At 70.8% G+C, this 16896-nt stretch carries 15 protein-coding genes and 1 riboswitch; of the genes, 10 read left to right on the forward strand and 5 right to left on the reverse strand.

Annotation, left to right across the window (positions count from 1 at the left end):
* The first annotated feature begins 19 nt into the window (after positions 1–19).
* The 6 genes from AC1D29_RS12080 to AC1D29_RS12105 all read left to right on the forward strand — a co-directional run bounded on the left by AC1D29_RS12080 (position 20) and on the right by AC1D29_RS12105 (position 5658).
* On the forward strand, positions 20–1117 hold the full coding sequence (locus AC1D29_RS12080; RefSeq protein ID WP_477897547.1) for a sensor histidine kinase: 1098 nt from the start codon (positions 20–22) through the stop codon (positions 1115–1117).
* Positions 1114–2160, forward strand: coding sequence for a histidine kinase (locus AC1D29_RS12085; protein ID WP_477897549.1), 1047 nt, complete (start codon positions 1114–1116; stop codon positions 2158–2160). Before AC1D29_RS12080 ends, AC1D29_RS12085 begins: the two co-directional genes overlap by 4 nt.
* Positions 2157–2921: a LytR/AlgR family response regulator transcription factor gene (locus AC1D29_RS12090; protein ID WP_477897551.1), complete on the forward strand. Its 765-nt coding sequence runs from the start codon at positions 2157–2159 to the stop codon at positions 2919–2921. The genes AC1D29_RS12085 and AC1D29_RS12090 overlap by 4 nt, the downstream gene beginning before the upstream one ends.
* Positions 2922–3027: 106 nt before the next feature.
* Positions 3028–3648 (forward strand): PEP-CTERM sorting domain-containing protein, encoded by a 621-nt coding sequence (locus AC1D29_RS12095; RefSeq protein ID WP_477897553.1) that lies wholly within the window; start codon positions 3028–3030, stop codon positions 3646–3648.
* A 49-nt stretch (positions 3649–3697) separates the two neighbouring features.
* Positions 3698–4780 carry an esterase/lipase family protein gene (locus AC1D29_RS12100; protein ID WP_477897555.1) on the forward strand — a complete coding sequence of 361 codons (1083 nt, stop codon included), beginning with the start codon at positions 3698–3700 and terminating at the stop codon, positions 4778–4780.
* Entirely contained in the window at positions 4771–5658 is an 888-nt protein-coding gene (locus AC1D29_RS12105) for an alpha/beta hydrolase (RefSeq protein ID WP_477897557.1), read from the forward strand. Before AC1D29_RS12100 ends, AC1D29_RS12105 begins: the two co-directional genes overlap by 10 nt.
* A 9-nt stretch (positions 5659–5667) precedes the next feature.
* Here the strand turns inward: AC1D29_RS12105 and AC1D29_RS12110 are convergent, their stop codons facing one another.
* A complete protein-coding gene (locus AC1D29_RS12110) occupies positions 5668–6252 on the reverse strand; it encodes a 2OG-Fe(II) oxygenase (protein WP_477897559.1) in 585 nt (194 codons plus the stop codon).
* A 150-nt stretch (positions 6253–6402) separates the two neighbouring features.
* On the opposite strand from AC1D29_RS12110, the gene AC1D29_RS12115 reads away from it, so the two are divergent.
* Both AC1D29_RS12115 and AC1D29_RS12120 read left to right on the forward strand, forming a co-directional pair.
* Positions 6403–8607, forward strand: coding sequence for a molybdopterin-dependent oxidoreductase (locus AC1D29_RS12115; protein WP_477897561.1), 2205 nt, complete (start codon positions 6403–6405; stop codon positions 8605–8607).
* 80 nt (positions 8608–8687) lie between these two features.
* Positions 8688–8782: riboswitch (cyclic di-GMP riboswitch) on the forward strand.
* Between the two features lie 47 nt (positions 8783–8829).
* On the forward strand, positions 8830–10623 hold the full coding sequence (locus AC1D29_RS12120; RefSeq protein ID WP_477897563.1) for a S53 family peptidase: 1794 nt from the start codon (positions 8830–8832) through the stop codon (positions 10621–10623).
* 3 nt (positions 10624–10626) lie between these two features.
* Here AC1D29_RS12120 and AC1D29_RS12125 read toward each other — a convergent pair whose 3' ends face one another.
* The 3 genes from AC1D29_RS12125 to AC1D29_RS12135 form a co-directional block, all read right to left on the reverse strand.
* Positions 10627–11280 (reverse strand): PEP-CTERM sorting domain-containing protein, encoded by a 654-nt coding sequence (locus AC1D29_RS12125; protein ID WP_477897565.1) that lies wholly within the window; start codon positions 11278–11280, stop codon positions 10627–10629.
* A 204-nt stretch (positions 11281–11484) separates the two neighbouring features.
* The gene (locus AC1D29_RS12130) at positions 11485–12750 is read right to left on the reverse strand and encodes a S1C family serine protease (protein ID WP_477897567.1); all 1266 of its coding nucleotides are present in this window, start codon (positions 12748–12750) and stop codon (positions 11485–11487) included.
* 189 nt (positions 12751–12939) lie between these two features.
* Entirely contained in the window at positions 12940–13290 is a 351-nt protein-coding gene (locus AC1D29_RS12135; RefSeq protein ID WP_477897569.1) for a hypothetical protein, read from the reverse strand.
* Between the two features lie 205 nt (positions 13291–13495).
* Here AC1D29_RS12135 and AC1D29_RS12140 point away from each other — a divergent pair, with 205 nt between their 5' ends.
* Positions 13496–14164 (forward strand): ion channel, encoded by a 669-nt coding sequence (locus AC1D29_RS12140; RefSeq protein ID WP_477897571.1) that lies wholly within the window; start codon positions 13496–13498, stop codon positions 14162–14164.
* A gap of 9 nt (positions 14165–14173) precedes the next feature.
* Positions 14174–15046 carry a sugar phosphate isomerase/epimerase family protein gene (locus AC1D29_RS12145; RefSeq protein WP_477897573.1) on the forward strand — a complete coding sequence of 291 codons (873 nt, stop codon included), beginning with the start codon at positions 14174–14176 and terminating at the stop codon, positions 15044–15046.
* Between the two features lie 8 nt (positions 15047–15054).
* Here the strand turns inward: AC1D29_RS12145 and AC1D29_RS12150 are convergent, their stop codons facing one another.
* Positions 15055–16857, reverse strand: a complete 1803-nt coding sequence (locus AC1D29_RS12150) for a glycoside hydrolase family 35 protein (protein WP_477897575.1) — start codon at positions 16855–16857, stop codon at positions 15055–15057.
* Positions 16858–16896: the final 39 nt, after the last annotated feature.

Below are 16896 nucleotides of genomic sequence, written 5' to 3' on the forward strand. Positions count from 1 at the left end.
GCGGCCGAGAATGATCCCAATGGAGGACCTCAGCCCGCTGCAAGCCTTTCGCCGCATCTGCAATCTGCGCATGCTGGCGGGCGTCTATTACTTCTGCCTGCTGCATGCGATCTCCCGGTCGCTGACCTGGTTCGGCGAAAGTGACAACGACCTCAGCAGCGCGCTGTTCGACCTGATCCGCTTCAGCCGCCAGTCGCTGCTGACCGGCCTGTCGGTGATGCTGATGGTGGCGCTGGCCGAGGCGCTGCTGGCCGGGCGGCGCTGGAAGCTGCCGGCGGCGCTGACCGTGCAGGCGCTGGCCGTCGGCCTGGGCGCCGCGCTGGGCACCTTCCTGCGCTACATCGCCGCGTCGATGGACGACCCCAGCATGAAGGTCAAGCCTGGCTGGGTCGCGTCCACCATCGCCATCTGGACGCTGCTGGGCGGCATGGCCTACGCGCTGCTGCTGGTCAGCCGCGCCCAGCGCCAGGGCAGCGAGCAGCTGACCCGGCTGTTCCGCGAGCGCGAGGCGCTCAAGGCCCAGCAGACCGAGGCCCAGCTGTCGGCGCTGACCGCGCAGATCGAGCCGCACTTCCTGTTCAACACGCTGGCCAACGTCAAGCGCCTGTACGAGACCCAGCCGGAGCGCGGCCGCAACATGCTGGTCGCGCTGATCGCCTACCTGCGCGCCGCGCTGCCGGGCATGCGCCGGCAGGAGTCCACGCTGGCCGACGAGCTGGAGCTGGTGCGCCACTACCTGGCCATCCTGCAGATGCGCATGGGCGAGCGGCTGAGCTTCGGCATCAGCGCGCCGCCCGAGTTGCTGGCGGCGCGCCTGCCGACGCTGGTGCTGCCCACGCTGGTGGAGAACGCGATCAAGCATGGCCTGTCGCCACTGCCGGAAGGCGGGCGCATCGAGATCCGTGCCCAGCACGCGGCAGACGGCGGCCTGAGCGTCGAGGTGGCCGACAACGGCCAGGGCTTTGGCGCGGCCAGCGGCGGCACCGGCGTGGGCCTGGCAAACACGCGGGCGCGGCTGGCGGCGCGCTTCGGCGACACCGCCGTGCTGGAACTGGAAGCGGCGCAGCCACGCGGCGTCGTCGCGCGCGTGCGGCTGCCGCGGGAGGCGCTGGAATGATCGCCCACGTGCTGCGCTCCTGGCGCTCGCTGCGCTGGAACGAGGTGCTGGCCTTCGTCGCCGCGGCGCTGCTGTTCGGCGCCATCGACCTGACCTCGCTGCTGGAGCTCAGCGTCGGCGACCAGCTGCCGCAGATCCTGGCCCGGCATCTGGTCGTGCCGCTGCTCAGCTGCGTGCTGCTGGTGCTGTGCTGGCTGCCGGCCGCGCGCAGCAGCCCTATCCACCCGGCGCGTCGCAAGCGCCTGGTGGCCGCCACGCTGCTGGGCTCGGTGTTGACCATCGCCATCATCTACCCGCTGATCACGGCCCTGCCATGGCCGTCCATCTGCGACTGGTACGCCCTCACCCACGGCAAGCCCAAGTGCACGGTGTTCCGCGTCACCGCCGTCATCGGCGACACGCTGTGGGTCTTCATGCCGGCGCTGATGATCGTCGGCGTGCTGGAGTTCCGCACCCTGCGCCGCCGCCAGGACCAGGCCGCGCAGGACCTGCTGCGCGAGCACAGCCAGTTGCGCCGCCACGCGCTGGGCTCGCAGCTCGCGGCGCTGCAGGCCCAGGTCGACCCCGGCCTGCTGTTCGACGCGCTGGTGGCCGTCGAGCAGGCCTATGCCCGCCAGGACACCGGCGCCAGCGCGCGGCTGGAGCGCCTGATCCGCCACCTGCGCGTGGCGCTGCCGCGGCTGCGCGATGCCGGCGCAACGCTGGGCAGCGAGGCCGAGCTGATCGCCAGTTACCTGGACCTGCTGCGCGACCTGAACGGCGACCCGCCGGCCTTCGACTGCGAGCTGGGTTCGCGCGGCGCGACGCCGCTGCCACCCATGCTGCTGCTGCCGCTGGTGCAGCGCGCCCTGCGGCTGGGCCACCCCAGGCGCTGCTGGCTGAAAGTGGATGAAGGCATCACGCTGGGCTTTGATCAGCCGGGCCTGTGCAGCGACGACGCCGATCTCGCGTCGCTGCGCGAGCGCCTGACCGTGCTGGGCGCGAAACTTGTCTGCACCAGCGGCACCGACCGCACGGAGTTCAACCTGGAATTGCCGTCATGAGTCTCTTTGCTCCGACCGCCGTGGTCGCCGAGGATGAAGCCGCGCTGCGTGGCGAGCTGGTGGAACAGCTGGGCAAGCTCTGGCCCGAACTCAGCATCGTCGGCGAAGCGGCCGACGGCCTGGAGGCGCTGCGCCTGCTGGACCAGCACCACCCCGACATCCTGTTCCTGGACATCGAGATGCCCGGCGCCACCGGCATCGACGTGGCCCGCCAGATCAATGGCCGCAGCCACGTCGTCTTCGTCACCGCCTACGACCAATACGCCATCGCCGCCTTCGACCAGGGCGCCGTCGACTACCTGCTCAAGCCGCTGGCCGGTGCACGGCTGTTCACGGCCATCTCGCGGCTCAAAGCCAGGCTGGGCCAGGCGCCAGCGCCGCTGGCCGGCGTGCTGGACCAGCTGGCCGAGCGGCCCGCGCCGTCGGCCGCGCGTGCGCCGCTGCGCTGGATCAACGCGTCGGTGGGCCAGACGCTGCGCCTCATCACCGTCGACGAGGTCATGTTCTTCCAGAGCGACAACAAGTACACGCGGCTGGCGCTGAAGGACGGCGAAGCGCTGATCCGCAAGCCGCTGAAGGAACTCATCGACGAGCTGGACCCGCAGCAGTTCTGGCAGATCCACCGCTCCACGCTGGTCAACGTGAACGCCATCGCCAGCGTCAGCCGCGACTTCCGCGGCCGCATGCAGATCAAGCTCAAGCACGGCACGGAAAGCCTGCTGGTGGCGGAGAGCTGCGCGCATCTGTTCCGACAGATGTAGGGCGGCGAGCTCCTCAAACACGGGATGCGCGGCCCAAACCAGGGTTAGTCCCAGCAGGCCTGGCGGCCCGCGTGCGCAGACTCCGATGACGACGAAGGAGATCGCCATGTCGAACGCGTTCACGACCGGCCTGTGTCTCGCTGGCGCGCTGCTGGCGCCGGCATCGGTTGGCGCAGCCACCGCCTACGCCAACGAGGTGTTGAGCTTCAGCCAGGGACCGGGCACCACGCACCCCAACTTCGTTAGCCCGTCTGCCGCGCTCGGCGCGCCGGACTACGACGACTCGTTGAGCCCCGGGTTCGGCGTCGGCTCGGTCGCGCTGGGTGTGGCCGGCTCGATCACGCTGCAGATGTCCAGCCCGTTCAGCGTGGGCGGCACGTCGGCCGCCGACCTGGTGGTGTACGAGATCGGTCCCAGCCAAGGCGGCACCGCGGAGCAGTCGCAGGTCTTCATCAGCGCCAACGGCGCGACCTGGTTCAACGTCGGCACGGCGTCCGGCGGCACCGCCGGCATTGACCTCGACAACCAGGGGTTCGCGGCGTCCACGCTGTTCCGCTACGTCCGCCTCGTGGACCTCAGCGGAAATGCCGGCCAGCCCGCCGGGGCGGACATCGACGCCGTCGCCGTGCTGACCGCCGTGCCCGAACCCGCGACCAGCATGCTGGCCGGCGCGGGCGCCGCGGTCTTGCTGCTGCTGCGCAGGCGCTTCGCCGCAGCCGCGCGCTGAGCCTGCCAGGCCGCCTCGGCCCCCGACGGGTTTGGCTCGACACTCAGCCATGCCCAGCCCCCAGCACCTGCGCGGCGCCAGCCGCCTCGCGACAGCCGCCACCACCGGCGTCACCGACCTCGTCGAGGCCATGCACGCCGAGATCACCCGCCTGCCGCTGACGCAGCAGCGCCAGCGCACCAGCGGCATCACCGGCCTCGTTTACCGCAGCGTGCGTGGCGTCACGCAACTCGTCGGCGGCGGGCTGGACATGGCCCTGGGCGCGCTGACGCCGATGCTGGGCCAGGCCGCCCCCGACCGCGCCAACGCCGCGCTGGCGGCCCTGAACGGCGTGCTGGGCGACTACCTGGAAGACACCGCCAACCCGCTGGCCACCCCCATGAGCCTGCAGCCGCTGGTGCCAGGCGCCACCGGGCCGGCGCTCGTCATGCTGCACGGCCTGTGCATGAACGAGGCGCAGTGGCGTCGCGACGGCGCGGACTTCCCCGCCGCATTCGCCGCGCTGGGCTACCAGCCGCTGGGCCTGCGCTACAACAGCGGCCGGCCGATCTGGCGCAACGGTGCCGAGCTGGCCCGGCTGCTGGACGGCGTGCCCGGCCCGCTGACGCTGCTGGGCCACAGCATGGGCGGCCTGGTCGCCCGCAGCGCCATCGCCCAAGCCCAGCGCAAGCGCTGGCCCAAACGCCTGCAATGCCTCGTCACGCTGGGCACGCCGCACCAGGGCGCACCGCTGGAGCGCGGTGGCCAGCAGCTGCAGCAGTTGCTCGCGGTCAGTGCTTACTCGCGCCCGCTGGCGCTGCTGGCATCGCGGCGCAGCGCCGGCATCCGCGACCTGCGCCACGCCAGCCTGCTCGAAGCCGACGAAGGCAAGGCCAGCGGCCTGCCGCTGCCCGCCGGCGTGGCCTGCTACGCGGTGGCGGCCACGACGTCCAAGAAGGCCACGGGCTCACCGGCGCGCTGGCTGGGCGATGGCCTGGTGCCGGTGGCCAGCGCGCTGGGCCAGCACCGCTCGCCGGCGCGCCGCCTGGCCTTCACCGACACCGCCCTCTTCACCGGCCTGGGCCACATGGGCCTGCAGACCGATGCGGCGGTGCTGAAGCAACTGCAAGACTGGTTGACCCCATGCGATTGATGCCACGCCTGCTGGCAAGCCTGTGGTTGCCGCTGGCCTTGTCTGCCCCCGCCCAGACGCTGACCTTCCTGCAAGTGCTCGACCGGCCCGACCGGCCGCAGCCCGACCAGCGCCTGGCCTACGGCGACGCGCCGCAGCAGTTTGGTGAGCTGTGGCTGCCCAAGGGGGCTGGGCCGCACCCGGTCGCGCTGATGATCCATGGCGGCTGCTGGCAGTCCAGCCTGCCGGGGCCGGAGCTGCTGGCCTTCCAGGCCGACGCGCTGCGCAGCGCGGGCGTGGCCGTGTGGAGCATCAGCTATCGCCGCGTGGGCCACGCGGGCGGCGGCTATCCGGGCACGTTCCAGGACGTGGCGCGGGGCACCGACCGCCTGCGCACGCTGGCCCAGCGCTACCCGCTGGACCTGAGGCGGCTCGTCGCCACGGGCCATTCGGCGGGCGGGCACCTGGCGCTGTGGGCCGCCGCGCGGCCTCAGCTGCCCGCGACCAGCCCGCTGAAGACCGCCGCGCCGCTGCCCATCCCGGCCGTCGTCGCCGTGGCGGGCATCCCGGACCTGGCCTATGCATCGAGCAACAAGCTGTGCGGCCCGTCGGTGGACCAGCTGCTGGGCCAGGCGCCCACGGCCGCCAACCTGCAGGACACGTCGCCACTGGCGCTGCTGCCGTTGCAGCTGCCGCAAGCGCTCATCCACGGCGGGCTGGACCGCATCGTGCCGGCCGCGGCGAGCACCGACTACCGCGCGCAAGCCACGGCCAGGGGTGATGCGGTAGAGGTCGTCACGCTGGACGACGCCGGCCACTTCGAGCTGATCGCACCGTGGACGCCGGCGGGTGCCGAGGTGGTGCGGCGCATCGTCGGCGCCATCCCGGCCAAACGCTGACTCCGAGCGTCACATGCCCGGCATCGGCGCCGGCTTGATCTCCGGCTTGGGCCGCGGCAGGAACAGCTGCAGCGTCAGCCGCGCCGGCGCGTTGGGCGTGGTCATCGTCACGCTGTGCCATTCGGTGTCGGTCATCAGCGCATAGGCATTGAACTGCGGCCGGATCATCTGGCACTTCACCGGGGGCGCCGACCAGTCGTGGCGCTCTATGCCCAGGCCCCAGTCCTGCCAGCAGAAGGCGCCGCCGTGGTCGGGGTTCCAGGTCTGGTTCAGGTAGACGGTCATCGAGTACTTCTCGACGAAGTCGCTGTGCCAGGGGATGTAGCTGCCGGCCGGCCAGGCGTAGAACATCACCGTGATGCCCTCGTGCCGGTAAGGCAGCTTGCCGCGCTCGTGCAGTTCGGCGAGCAGGTCGTTGGAGAACGCCTGCTCGATGGGATGCACCAGCACCGGCGCGCTCTGGTGCACGATGCCGGCGTCCCAGAGGTTGAGGTTGGTGTTCCAGACCGCGTCCTTGCGGCGGGCCTCGATGTACTGGAACAGGCGCTCCAGCGTCGTGTCGGAGAGGGCGTCGCGCCCGTGGATGACAGCCATGAACCCACCTTGCAAGAGAAAAAGCGGCGCCGAGTATGCCCACGGGTTTTGACCGCAGCATTGGGGCAATGCCTCGGTAACAGGCTGTCGCCGGCTTGACGCTGTCCCCTGTTCCAGCGCCGCAGAATGGCTGCATTCAAGGAGACAGCCATGACCGAAAGCCACTACCGCATCTGCCCGCTGTGCGAGGCCTGCTGCGGCCTGGAGGTGAAGACCGAGGGCGCCAAGGTCATCAGCATCCGCGGCGCCGACAACGATGTCTTCAGCCATGGCTACCTGTGCCCCAAGGGCGTGTCGCTGAAGGACTTGCATGAAGACCCCGACCGGCTACGCACGCCGCTGATCAAGCGCGATGGCCAGTTCGTCGAGGCCAGCTGGGATGAGGCCTTTGCCGAGATCGAGAAGCGCCTGCTGCCGATCTGGCGCGCGCATGGGCCGGACTCGGTGGCGCTGACCATCGGCAACCCGGCCGCGCACAAGGTGAGCCTGCTGGCCTACACGCCGCGCCTGGTGCGCGCCCTGGGCACGCGCAACGCCTTCAGCGCGTCGACGCTGGACCAGATGCCCAAGCAGCTCAGCGCCGGGCTGATGTTCGGACATTGGCTGTCCATCCCGCTGCCCGACATCGAGCGCTGCGACTACCTGCTGATCCTGGGCGGCAACCCGATGATCAGCAACGGCAGCCTGTGGACAGTGCCCGACTACCGCGGCAAGGCCAAGGCCATGCGGGCCCGCGGCGGGCGCATCGTCGTCGTCGACCCGCGCCGCAGCGAGACCGCCGCGGCGGCCGACGAGCACCTGCCCATCCGCCCCGGCGGCGATGCGCTGCTGCTGGCCGGCATCGCGCACACGCTGTTCGACGAAGGCCTGGTCAAGCTCGGTCGGCTGGCGGAACACGTCAACGGCCTGGACGAGGCGCGCGCCGCCGTGCTGCCCTTCCCGCCCGAGGTCACGGCCGCCGGCTGCGGCATCCCGGCCGAGACCCAGCGTCGCATCGCCCGCGAGCTGGCGGCCGCACCCCGCGCCGCCGTCTACGGCCGCATCGGCACCTGCACGACGCGCTTCGGCACTGTGAACTCCTGGCTCGTCGACCTCATCAACGCGCTGACCGGCAACCTCGACCGCGAAGGCGGCGCGATGTTCGCCAAGGCCGCCGCGTTCGCGCCCAACACCCAGGGCAAGCCCGGCAGCGGCAAGGGCATCACGACCGGCCGACGCCACAGCCGCGTATCCGGCGCGCCGGAGGTCTTCGGCGAACTGCCCATCACCGTGATGGCCGAGGAGATGGAGACCGCCGGCGAGGGCCAGATCAAGGCGCTGATCAGCATCGCCAGCAATCCGGTGCTGTCCGCGCCAGGCGGTCCGCGCATCGCCAAGGCGCTGCAAGGCCTGGACTTCATGCTCAGTCTGGACATTTACGTCAACGAGACCAGCCGCCATGCCGACGTCATCCTGCCGGGCCTGTCGCCGCTGGAGGACCTGCATTTCGACGTCGCCTTCCCGCAGCTCAGCCACCGCAACCACGCGCGCTTCTCGGGCCCGGTGTTCGACGCCGCGGCCGGCACGCCGCAGGAGTGGCAGACCATCCTGCGCCTGTGCGCGCTGCTGGAAGGCCGCGGGCTGGACGTGGACGTGGCCCAGCTCGATGACGAGGCGATCGCCTCCGACGTGAAGCGCTTTGCCGGTGACCAGACGCCGGCCGTGCTGGCCGCGCTCGAGCCCTGGCGCGGCCCCGAGCGCCTCATCGACCTGCAACTGCGCGTGGGCCCCTACGGCGACCAGTTCGGCCGCAAGCCCGATGGCATCAACCTCGCCAAGGTGAAGGCCGCCAGCACCGTCGCCGGCGGCGGCGTGGACCTGGGCGCGCTGACGCCGCGCATCCCCGAGGTGCTGCGCACGCCCAGCGGCAAGATCGAGCTGGCGCCGCCATCCATCCTGGCCGACCTGGCCGCCGTCAAGGCCGAGGACGCACCGGCCTTCAGCCTCATCGGCCGCCGCGACACGCGCTCGGGCAACAGCTGGATGCACAACCTGCCCGTGCTGGCCAAGGGGCCGGACCGCTGCACGCTGCTGGTCAACCCGGGCGACGCGGACCGGCTGGGCCTGGCCGAGTTCGCCAAGGTCAAGAGCGCCGTCGGCGAGTTGATCGCCCGCGTGGAGCGCAGCGCCGACATGAGCCCGGGCGTCGTCAGCCTGCCGCATGGCTGGGGCCACGACCTGGACGGCGTGCAGCTGGCCGTCGCGCGCGAGCGGCCCGGCGTCAACATGAACGCGCTGCTGGACGACGCGGCGCGCGACCCGCTGAGCGGCAACGCGGTGCTGAGCGGCGTGGCCGTGGAGATCGCGCCGGTGTGAATGAATGTCAGGAAACGGTGGAGCGCGGCAGAGTTCACAGTCATAAATGAGGCCTGCGAACTAGACTGAAGCCGCTTCACCAACCCAGAGGGCAATCCCGTCGAAAGGCGGGGACGCAAAGCCACCGGCCTACCGCGCCTGCACCTGCAGACGCCACGGCAGCGGGGCCGCCAGGATGCAAGTCCTGTCCAGCGTGGCCCTCTTCATCGCAAGACATCGGCCATGCGCAGTACCCGCCTCTCCTGGACCCTCAGCCTGCTCGCCACCGCGGCGCTGACCGCCTGTGGCGGCGGGGGTGGTGGCACCGACAGCGCCACCGTCCAGGCCAGCGAAGCGCCCAGCAACGTCTCGCTCAGCGTGCAGCTTGAGGATGAAGATCCGGCAGCCGGCATCGAGGCTCAACCTCATTTCCACACGGCCGCCGTCGCCCTTGAAGAGCCCGACAACGGCGCCGCACCGCACCGCGCCCAGGCGCCGGCCGGCGTGTCGACCCAGCGCCTGACGCTGACCGGCCTGGACGACGCCTTGCGCCCGCGCGCGATGGCCGCTGGCGGCGAGGCCGCGCCCATGGCCACGACGACCACGGTGACCACCTACACGCCGGCACAGATCCGCGCCGCCTACGCGCTGCCCGTGCTGCCCGCCAGCACTGTAGGGCTCACCACCGCGCAGGCCGCGCAGCTCGGTGCCGGTCAGACCATCTACATCATCAACGCCAAGCACGACCCCAACATCGCCGCCGAGCTGGCCGCGTTCAACGCCAAGTTCGGCCTGCCCACCTGCACGTCGCGCACGCTGACGGCCAGCACCACGCTGCCGCTGGCCGCCGCGTCCGCCACCGGCTGCGAACTGGTCATCGCCTACAGCGCCGGCGCCAACCTGTCGTCCACCGCGCCGGCCTATGACAGCGGCTGGGCCACCGAGATCGCGCTGGACGTGCAGTGGGCGCATGCCACCGCACCGCTGGCCCGCCTGGTGCTGATCGAGGCGCCCGATGCCGGCGTGGCCAGCCTGTCCAACGCCGTGGCCCTGGCCAACAAGATGGGCGCGGGCGTCGTGTCCATGAGCTTCGGTGCCGCCGAGGGCAGCTGGACGAGCAGCTATGACGCGGCCTTCGGGGCCACCGGCATGAGCTATGTCGCCGCCACCGGCGACAACGGCGCGGCCGTGTCCTGGCCGTCAGCGTCCAGCCGCGTGCTGGGCGTGGGCGGCACGACGCTGACCTACAGCGGCAGCGGCGCGCGCGGCGAAACGACATGGACGGGCACCGGCGGCGGCACCAGCGCCTACGTCGCGCTGCCCAGCTACCAGAGCGGCACCATCGGCGGCTATGCGCGCCGCGCGGTCGCCGACGTGGCCTTCAACGCCGACCCCAACTCCGGCCAGTACGTGGCGCTGCTGTCGCCGGGCACGACGACCGTGCGCTGGGTCAGCGCTGGCGGCACCAGCCTGGCCACGCCGCAATGGGCCGGCCTCATCGCCGTGACGAACGCGCTGCGCGCCGCCGCCGGCAAGGTGGCGCTGGGCCAGCCGCATGCGGCGCTGTACCAGCAGATCGGCGCCGTGCCGACGCAGTACGCCGCTGCCTTCAAGGACGTCGCCAGCGGCAGCAACGGCAGCTGCACGACCTGCACCGCCAAGGCCGGCTACGACACGCCGACCGGCTGGGGCACGCCCAATGTCGGCGCGCTGTGGAGCAGCCTGAGCGGCGCCACCGTGGCCAGCAACCCGACCACGCCCGTGGCGACCGGCCCCACGCTGACGACCACCAGCCTGACCGGCACCGCCGGCAAGGGCTTCACCGGCACCATCGGCTACGCGGCGCCGGGTGCAAGCTCGCTGTCCATCACGATCAGCGGCGCGCCCAGCGGCATGGGCTTCGCGTCCACCAGCGGCGGCATCGCCGTCAGCTGGGCCAAGCCGGTGGCGGGCAAGACCACGCTGGTCATCACGCTGAAGGACAACCAGGGCCGCACGACGACCGGCAACGTGACCGTGACGATCACCGCCGCCTGACCGTCAACGGCCGGACCGGCGCCGCAGCATCAGCAGCCCCAGCCCGGCCAGCAGCAGGCCCCAGGTGGCCGGCTCGGGCACGGCCGTCGCGCCGAACTGGATGTTGTCGATGTTCATGCCCGAGTAGCCGCCCGGGCCGGCGGCCGTGAACGTCAGGTGCACGCCCAGCTCGGTCCCGGCCTGCGTCCAGGTCAGGCTGCCCGGCTTCCAGTCCATGCCGTAGTAGAAGCCGACGACGTCGGCATAGCTCACCGAATGGCTGCCCACGGCGGCCGTGATGCGGCTGTCGAACGGCCCGTTGCCGGCGCTGAAGCCCTGGCGCGAGTAGTCGAAGCTCAGCGTGTACTGCTGGCCGGCGAGCAGGTCGAAGCTCTGCACGGAGCGCACCGTGGACGAGCCGACATTGGCCGCGTTGTCGTAGTTCAAGGCATACCAGCCCGACCCCAGGTCCAGCGCCTTGCCGCGCTCGGGCGTCGCGTCGACGCCGATGGCCCAGACGTAGCCGGTGACGACCTCGAAGCCGCTGCCGGCGATGACGCCACTGGACGCCGCGGCATTGCTGGGCGTGATGCCCTCGAAGTTCTCGCTGAAGGCGTGCGCCGGCGGGGCCAGCGCGGCGGCTGCGGCCAGGGCGAGCAGGAACTGGGAAGGCGTCATCGCGAAGTCTCCTGGTGGCGGGCTGCTGCATGCAGCGCTCGCCGGCAGATTCGCGCGTCACCATTAGGCAAGCGTTAGCGAAACGGCACGGCCATCCCCCGCGTTCACGGGGACGGCAGGAACAACACGATCCAGCCCCGGCATGCGGGCCCTCATGAAGGAGCCTCAGCATGCGCCGCAGTTGATGCCGCGCGCGCCAGGCCCTCAGCCGCCGTCGGCCTGCATCTGCAGGCCCAGGCGCTGCAGCGCCTCGCCGATGGGGATGAACAGATTCACGCCGCTGCGGCCCAGCTGCGCGATGCCGACGACCTGGCCGTTCATGTCCACCAGCGGGCCACCGCTGTTGCCTGGGTTGACGGCCACGTCGCTCTGCAGGAAGGGTTGGCTCTCCAGCACGCGGCGTGCGCTCAGCACACCGCGTGTCACGGAGCCGCTGAGCACCGCCCCATAAGGCGAGCCGATGGCGTAGACGTCCTCGCCGATCTGCGGGTCGCCCTGGCGCACCGCCAGCACCGGCGTGGCAACGGGATCGGTGCGCAGCAGTGCGACGTCACGGGTGCGGTCTACCCGCAGCACCTCGCCCACCAGGGCGCGGCCATTGGCGAGTTTCAGGCGCACGAACTTGGCGTCCGCCACGACGTGCAGGTTGGTCAGCAGATAGCCCTCGCGGCCGATGAAGAAGCCCGAGCCGCTGCCGATGCCGCTCTCCACGGTGACGACCGCCTGCAGCAGCGCCTCGCCCGACTTGGCGACCGGGCCCGGCACGGTGGGGCCGGTGGCGATCTGCAGCGCCGCGGGTATCGCCGCCGGCGTCGGCCTGGCATTGCCGCGCAGCGCATCGGCGAACGCCGGGTCGGCCAGCAGGTTGGACGCCACGTTGCGGCCGAACAGCCGTGAGAAATCACCCGACGGCAGGAACTCGTCACTCTGCGCGCTGCCTTCGATCTCGGCGCTGTAGACGACACGCTGTTCGCGCAGCGAGAACAGCTCCCACTTGAAGCGCCCCCATGCGGCACCCTTGGTGCCGGCGCGCTCGCAGACGCGGTAGTCCAGCGCCAGCATGGTCACGCCCAGGCGAAAGTCCACGGCATTGCTCGGGTCGGCCTCGAACACCGAATCCTGCCCCGGCTTGCGGGTGAACTGGTACTCCGTCGCCACATCCTCGAAGCCGCGCTGCACGCGCTGTCGGAAGACGGCGTCGTTGTTCGGCCCGTAATGCATGGGCTTGCCATCGCCGCAGACAAAGGTGCTCTTGTCGTGCAGGCCGATGACGGTGCCCGCCGGAATGGCGCTGACCCAGCGCGCGAACTGGATGCGGTGCGGCCGCGTGTCCTGGAAGGGCACGGGCTTGCGCGTCTCGACCCGCGGCACGGGCTTGGACAGGTCGAGCGCCTGCACGCAGGCAGGCCATGCGAGGGAGGCGAACAGCAGCGCGGCGGCGCTGCCTGCCGTGTGGTTTTTGTTGAGCATGCAAAGACTCCCCTGTGAGGGGAAAAGTCTAAGCGCGCGGTTTCGCGCAGGCTCGTAAAGAAAATTGAGCGCCGCCAGTCCAGCAGATCTCGGTTGCTTGGACGCATGCGCACCGCCGGGTGGGCGCAGCGCCTTGAAGTCAGCCGACGCACGCCGCGAGCATGCGCCGGCTTCGCTTGCCGCGGCGGGTCACCGCACGCGGTCGATCTCCAGCGCCACGCGGTCGACGGAACCGTCGATGTTGCGGATCAGGCGCAGGCGGCGCAGGCCGTCGGGGCTGACGAGCAGCTCGTTGTTCTCGGCGCGCCAGGTCTCCAGCGGGCTCTCGTCCAGGCTGATGCCCAGGCGACGCGCGCCGACATGGACCTTCAGCGTGCGGCCGTCATCCAGCAGGTATTCACCGCTGGCCTCGCGCAGCATCGCGCGGTCGGCAGCAGCGGGCACGGTGGGTTCCTGGGCACTCGCGGGCGCGGTGAGCGTCATGGTGGCGAGCAGAGCGGCCGTCAGGGTGAGGGGTCGCAGATTTGTCCAGGTCTTCATGGTGAGGTACTCCTTAGGTTCCCCGAGGCCAGTCGCCTCGGCGCTATCCCTAGTGCAAACCCCATGCCAGGTTCAAACGCTGTCATCGCACGGTGATCTGCCCCAGGGCTGGGCCCAAACGGGCCCATCGTGCGCCGGTTTTGGGAGCCATGCCTCGCGATGGCGCAAGCGCTTGCAAGCCACGGACCGGCGCTCTAATGGCGTGATGCCAGCCCGCCACCACGAACTTCTCGCCGTCACGCGGCGCCATCCGTCAGCCATCCTGCTGATCGTGCAGCTGGTCGGCCTGCTGCTTTATCCGCTGCTCGAATCGACGCGGGCCGGGCCGGTGGCGTTGAGCGCCTTCGGCATCACCGTGCTGGTGTTCACGACCGGCATGGTGCGCCGCACGCCGGGCCTGACGTGGCTGAGCGTCTGCCTGGCGCTGCCGGCGATCGTGCTGCTGGTCTTGCAGGCCGTGCTGGACATGCACTGGCTGCAGCCCTGGTCGGCGGCGCTGGAGGCGCTGTTCTATTTCTACGCCGCGGGCAGCCTGGTCGCCTACATGATGAGCGACATGCACGCGACGACCGACGAGTTGTTCGCCGCGGGCGCCACCTTCACGCTGCTGGCCTGGGGCTTTGCCTACAGCTTCGTGGCGCTGCAGTACGTGCAACCGGGCAGCTTCGCGGCGGCCGTCAATGCCGAGCAGCCGCGCAGCTGGTCGGAGCTGATGTTCCTGAGCTTCGCGCTGCTGTCCAGCACCGGCATCGGTGACGTCATCCCGCTGCGCCCGCTGGCACGCGCGCTGGCCAGCCTGGAGATGTTTGTCGGCGTGATGTACTTGGCCGCGGTGGTGTCACGCCTGATCGGGCTGACGCTGCTGCGCCGGTGAGGAGACCGCATGGACAGACGCGACACCTTGAAGGGCCTGCTCGCCGCGGGCCTGGGCCACGGCTGGGCTCGGGCAGGCGCCAGCCCGCGCATCGCCCTTGCGGGGCTGCAGCTCTACACCGTCCGCGAAGAACTCAAGCAGGATTTCCGCGGCACGCTTGCCCGCATCGCCGCGCTGGGCTACCGCGAGGTGGAGTTCGCCGGCTACTTCGACCAGTCACCGCAAACGATCCGGTCCTGGCTTAATGAGCTGGGGCTGAGCGCGCCGTCGGCGCACGTCGACGACAGGCTGTTCGGGCGAGAGGCGGAGCGGGTCATCGCGGCGGCCAGCGCCATCGGCCACCGCTTCCTGGTCTTTCCGTGGGTGGCGCCGGCGCAGTGGCGCGACCTCGACGGCTGGAAGCGCCGGGCTCAGGACTTCAACCGGGCCGGCGCGCTGTGCCGCCAGGCCGGCCTGCAGTTCTGCTATCACAACCACCATTTCGAGTTCGCCACGCTCCAGGGGCAGCGGCCCTACGACATCCTGCTCGCCGACTGCGATGCAGGCCTGGTGCAGATGGAGTTGGACCTGTGCTGGGCCGTGGCTGCCCGCCAGGACCCGCTGAAGCTGCTGCGCGACCACCCGGGGCGCTTCCCGCTGGTCCACCTCAAGCAGCTCAAGGCCTTGCCGCGGCTGGAAGGCGGGAACGTCCTCAGCCTGAACATGGACGAGGCCCTCGCCTTGATGACCGAGGTCGGCCCCGGCGCGGTCGACTTCCCGCGGCTGCTGGCGGACCCGGCAAGCCGCGGCATCCGGCACTTCTTCGTCGAGCATGACCAGCCGGCGGCACCCATGGCCAGCATCGAGGCCAGCTTGCGCTACGTGCGAAGCCTGGTGCTGTAGCGCGGCCGCTAGAACAGCGAGGCCAGCAGCGGCGCCATGTCGACGTCGGCGCTCGCATCGTGCGGGCGCTGCGGCGTGATGAGGGCGTGCAGCGCCTGGCCGGCGGGCGCTTCCTGCTCCAGCACGACCAGCTCGTTGTCGCCGGCGCGCAGCAGCGGCCAAGGCAGATAGAGCGCCCGCTGCGGGCCGCGCTGCCAATGCCGGCCGAGGTGGAAGCCATTGACCCAGACCTGGCCCTTGCAGGCGCCCTCCAGCGCGAGAAAGCCGTCGGCGGGACGCTCCAGCGAGAAGCGGGCGTGGTGGAAGCGCGGCGCGGCGTCGACGCGCGGATCGTGGCGGGCCACGTCCTGCGGCGGCGCGGCCAGCGGCAGGCAGAAATGCTGCCAGCGCTGCAGCACCTGCAGCCCGAGGCGCACCCAGCCGAACAAGCCCTTGCGGTCGTGCAGGCAAGGCCCGTAGTTGACGCGGCCCAGGTTCTCCACGAGCAGGTCCAACCGCGCCTCGCCGGCCGGCCAGTCGATCTCCAGCGTGCCCGGCCCGTCGCGCTCCAGCACGCCCTGCGGCCGTCCGTCGACGAACACCTGCACGCGGTCGTGCACCTGCTGCACGCTGAGCGTCACGCGGCCCCTGGGGTGGCGCAGCGTCGTGCGGTAGAGCAGGTAGCCATAGGCCTGCCCGAGCTGCTCCATCGAGCGCAGGCCAGCCCCGGTGGCAGCGGGCGCCAGCACCTCCACCAGCGACCACAGGCTGCAACCGGGCGCCAGCGCCACGCGCTGCTCGCCCAGCCGCGGCGCCGGCTCCGGCAACGCCGGCAGCGGCGCGCCGTGGCGGGCCTGCAGCACCTCGCGCATCGCCAGGAACTTGGGTGTCACGCTGCCGTCCTCGGCCAGCGGCGCGTCGTAGTCGTAGCTGTTGACGGTGGGCTGGTAGGCATGCGTCTTGGGGTCGGTGTTGGCGCCGTTCATGTAGCCGAAGCTCGTGCCGCCGTGGAACATGAAGACGTTGACGCCGGCGCCGTGGTCCAGGATCTGCTGCAGGCAGTTCGCCGCATCCAGCGCGTCGCGCGTGTGGTGGGGCTCGCCCCAGTGGTCGAACCAGCCGTTCCAGAACTCCATGCACACCAGCGGCCCGTGCGTCTCATGCTCGCGCAGCTTGGCGAGTTGCGCCTCCACGCGGGCCCCGAAGTTGCCGGTCTTCAGCACGCCGGGCACCGTGCCATGGGTCAGCATCGCGTCGGTCGGACCGTCGGACGTGAACAGCAGCGTGCCGATGCCGTGCGCGCGCAGCGTGTCGTGCAGCCATTGCAGATAGGCCGGGTCGCTGCCGTAGCTGCCGTACTCGTTCTCGACCTGCACGGCCAGCACCGGGCCGCCCTGCCCCACCAGCAGCGGCACCAGCCGCGGCAGCAAGGCCGCGAAGAAGCATTCGACCGCGTCGAGATACGGGCCGTAGCTGCTGCGCAGCACCATGTCCGGGTCGGCCAGCAACCAGGCCGGCAGCCCGCCGAACTCCCACTCGGCGCAGATATAGGGGCCGGGCCTAACGATGGCGCGCAGGCCCAGGCGCTGCGCCAGCTGCAGGAAAGCCACCAGGTCCAGCCCGCCGTCGAAGTCGAAGCGGCCGGGCTCGGGCTCGTGCAAGTTCCACGCGACATAGGTCTCGACGGTGTTCAGCCCCATCGCGCGCAGCTTGAGCAGCCGGTCCTCCCACTGTGCGGGGTGGACGCGGAAGTAGTGCAGAGCGCCGGACAGCAGCGGCCAGGGCTTGCCGTCGAGATGGAAGTCGTTGCCGACGACGGAGAAGGAGGACATGGCAGGCAGGGTCAGCTTTGGTGTGGGGCAGGAAGGGGT

The sequence above is a fragment of the Roseateles sp. P1_C6 genome, from assembly GCF_056406315.1.

Coding starts and splice junctions, on each gene's coding strand:
- AC1D29_RS12080 (WP_477897547.1), top strand. CDS start 20: ATGGAGGACCTCAGCCCGCTGCAAGCCTTTCGCCGCATCTGCAATCTG.
- AC1D29_RS12085 (WP_477897549.1), top strand. CDS start 1,114: ATGATCGCCCACGTGCTGCGCTCCTGGCGCTCGCTGCGCTGGAACGAG.
- AC1D29_RS12090 (WP_477897551.1), top strand. CDS start 2,157: ATGAGTCTCTTTGCTCCGACCGCCGTGGTCGCCGAGGATGAAGCCGCG.
- AC1D29_RS12095 (WP_477897553.1), top strand. CDS start 3,028: ATGTCGAACGCGTTCACGACCGGCCTGTGTCTCGCTGGCGCGCTGCTG.
- AC1D29_RS12100 (WP_477897555.1), top strand. CDS start 3,698: ATGCCCAGCCCCCAGCACCTGCGCGGCGCCAGCCGCCTCGCGACAGCC.
- AC1D29_RS12105 (WP_477897557.1), top strand. CDS start 4,771: ATGCGATTGATGCCACGCCTGCTGGCAAGCCTGTGGTTGCCGCTGGCC.
- AC1D29_RS12110 (WP_477897559.1), bottom strand. CDS start 6,252: ATGGCTGTCATCCACGGGCGCGACGCCCTCTCCGACACGACGCTGGAG.
- AC1D29_RS12115 (WP_477897561.1), top strand. CDS start 6,403: ATGACCGAAAGCCACTACCGCATCTGCCCGCTGTGCGAGGCCTGCTGC.
- AC1D29_RS12120 (WP_477897563.1), top strand. CDS start 8,830: ATGCGCAGTACCCGCCTCTCCTGGACCCTCAGCCTGCTCGCCACCGCG.
- AC1D29_RS12125 (WP_477897565.1), bottom strand. CDS start 11,280: ATGACGCCTTCCCAGTTCCTGCTCGCCCTGGCCGCAGCCGCCGCGCTG.
- AC1D29_RS12130 (WP_477897567.1), bottom strand. CDS start 12,750: ATGCTCAACAAAAACCACACGGCAGGCAGCGCCGCCGCGCTGCTGTTC.
- AC1D29_RS12135 (WP_477897569.1), bottom strand. CDS start 13,290: ATGAAGACCTGGACAAATCTGCGACCCCTCACCCTGACGGCCGCTCTG.
- AC1D29_RS12140 (WP_477897571.1), top strand. CDS start 13,496: ATGCCAGCCCGCCACCACGAACTTCTCGCCGTCACGCGGCGCCATCCG.
- AC1D29_RS12145 (WP_477897573.1), top strand. CDS start 14,174: ATGGACAGACGCGACACCTTGAAGGGCCTGCTCGCCGCGGGCCTGGGC.
- AC1D29_RS12150 (WP_477897575.1), bottom strand. CDS start 16,857: ATGTCCTCCTTCTCCGTCGTCGGCAACGACTTCCATCTCGACGGCAAG.